Here is a 2,638-nt window from a genome sequence, read left to right on the forward strand (position 1 = left end):
ACGCGCACGGGCACGAAGTGGACTGGCACGCCTTCTTCCCCGGCGCCCGCCGCGTAGACCTGCCCACCTACGCCTTCCAGCGCGAACGCTACTGGCTCGACGTTCCGCAGGCGTCCGGTGACGTCCGGGCCGCCGGCCTGGACGCGGCGGATCACCCGCTGCTCGGTGCCGCGATCGTGACAGCCGACAGCGGCAGGGCCCTGTTGACTGGGCTGCTTTCCCTCGAGACGCACCCCTGGCTCGCCGACCACGCCGTGCACGGAACCGTTCTGCTGCCCGGCACCGCGTTCGTGGAACTGGCGGTCCGGGCGGGCGACGAGACCGGGTGCGGATGGATCGAGGACCTCACCCTTGAGTTTCCCCTGGTCGTGCCCGAGCGCGGTGGTGTGGTTCTCCAGGTGGCGGTCGATCCGGAGGACGAGTCGGGCCGGCGGCAGCTGAGCGTGCACTCGCGCGTCGGTGACGGTCCCTGGCTGCGGCACGCGACGGGGGTGCTGTCCTCGGCAGCGGCACCACCCGCCGCGGACCTCGGCGCGTGGCCGCCGCCGGGTGCGGAGGCCGTCGGCCTGACGGCGTTCTACGAGGGCATGGCCGCCGCGGGCCTGGACTACGGCCCGGTCTTCCAGGGCCTGCGCTCGGTGTGGCGGGCCGGGGACGACGTCTTCGCCGAGGTCGAGCTGCCGCAGGAGTCGGCCGCCGATGCGGCGGCGTTCGCGTTGCACCCGGCCCTGCTCGACGCGGCCCTGCACGCACTGGCCGCCGGTGGGCTGGTGTCGCGGGACGACGGCCCGGCCCTGCCGTTCGCGTGGTCCGGCGTCTTCGTCCGGGCCGCCGGCGCGGCCATGGTGCGTGTGCGGCTGACGCGGAAGGCCGACGGCTCGCTGGCCGTGGCCGTGGCCGATGATGCCGGTGACCCGGTGGCCTCCGCCGAATCGCTGTCGCTGCGTACCGTTCCTGCGGAGAACCTGCGCAGTGCCGGAGGTGACGATCAGCCGTTCGGGCTGGAGTGGACGCCGTTCACCCTTCCTGCCGTCACCGAACCGGTGACGATCGAGACGGTGGCGGACCTTGACGTTCTGCGCGACATGGAAGGCGCACCCGACGTCGTCGTGGTGCCGTGCCCGGTGGGGACCGGTGAGCGGGCCGCCGACCGCGTGCACAGCGCCACATGTCAGGTGCTGGAGCTGGTGCAGTGGTGGCTGGCGAGGGAGGGGGCGGGGCGGCTGGCGTTGGTGACCTCGGCGGGTGATCTGGCGCATGCCGCGGTGTGGGGGCTGGTGCGTTCCGCGGAGTCGGAGAACCCGGACCGGTTCGTGCTGGTGGAGGCCGAGGACGCCGGCGAGGTGGTCCGGGTGCTGCCCGCCGTGCTCGCCTGCGGTGAGACGCAGTTCGCGCTCCGCGGCGGGGAGGCCTTCGTACCGCGCCTGGCGAAGACGCCGCCGGCCGCCGAGGCGGCCACGGCCGCGACCGGCACTGCGGACTTCGGCGCCGGAACCGTCCTGCTGACCGGCGCCTCCGGTGCCCTGGGCGGGTTGTTCGCCAGGCACCTGGTCGCCGAGCACGGTGTGCGCAGCCTGCTGCTGCTCGGACGGCGTGGCGCGGAGGCCCCCGGCGCGGTCGAGCTGGAGGCCGAACTGACCGCGTGGGGCGCCGAGGTGCGGTGGGCGGCCTGCGACGTGGCGGACCGGGACGCCCTGGCCGAAGTGCTGTCCGGCACGGAAGTGACGGCCGTGGTGCACACGGCCGGTGTCCTGGACGACGGAGTGATCGCCTCGCTCACCCCGGAGCGGCTGAAGAAGGTGCTGCGCCCCAAGGTCGACGCGGTGCTCAACCTCGACGAGCTGACGGGCGATCTGTCGGCCTTCGTCGTCTTCTCCTCGGTGTCCGGCATCCTGGGCAGCGCGGGCCAGGGCAACTACGCGGCGGCGAACACCTTCCTCGACGCCTTCACCGAAGCTCGCCGTGCCCGGGGGCTTCCCGCCCTGTCGCTGGCGTGGGGCCTGTGGGAGCAGGGCGGTGGCATGGCCGACCGGCTCGACCAGGCCGACCTCGTCCGGCTCAAAAGGGTGGGTCTGGCCCCGATCGGTATCGACGAAGGACTGCGGCTCTTCGACGCGGCGCTGGCCTCGGACCGGGCCGCTGTCGCCCCGCTGCGGCTGGACCTGAGCGGGCTGCAGGGCACGGTACCGACGGTCCTGCGCGGGCTGCGGGGCCCCGTACGGGGCCCCGCGCGGCGCGCGGCGCGGACCGCGCCGAAGGGTTCGCTGGGACAGCGGCTGGCCGGGCTGCCGGAGGCCGAGCGCGAGCAGGCGGTACTGGACCTGGTGGTCACCGAGGTCGCCGCCGTGCTCGGACACGCCTCGCTGCGGGCCGTCCAGCCGGAACAGGCCTTCCAGGACACCGGTTTCGACTCGCTCACCTCGGTGGAACTGCGCAACCGGCTGAACACGGCGACCGGGCTGCGGCTCCCTGCGACCCTGGTGTTCGACCATCCCACGCCCGTCGCGCTCTCCCGCTTCCTGCTGGCGGAGACGCTCGGCGTACAGGAGCGGCCCGATGCCTCGGTCGCTTCGGCGGCCACCACGGACGAGCCGCTCGCGATCGTCTCCATGGCCTGCCGCTACCCCGGTGGCGTGCG

The 2,638-nt window shown here is 73.9% G+C and carries 1 protein-coding gene; it reads left to right on the plus strand.

Annotated features, from left to right (window positions below; genetic code table 11):
- The coding region (locus tag ABEA26_RS35680; RefSeq protein WP_345598189.1) for a type I polyketide synthase at nucleotides 1-2,638 on the plus strand (2,638 nt) is incomplete at both ends.

Origin of the sequence: Streptomyces marokkonensis (genome assembly GCF_039539045.1) — a bacterium.
Taxonomy (GTDB): Bacteria; Actinomycetota; Actinomycetes; order Streptomycetales; family Streptomycetaceae; genus Streptomyces; species Streptomyces marokkonensis.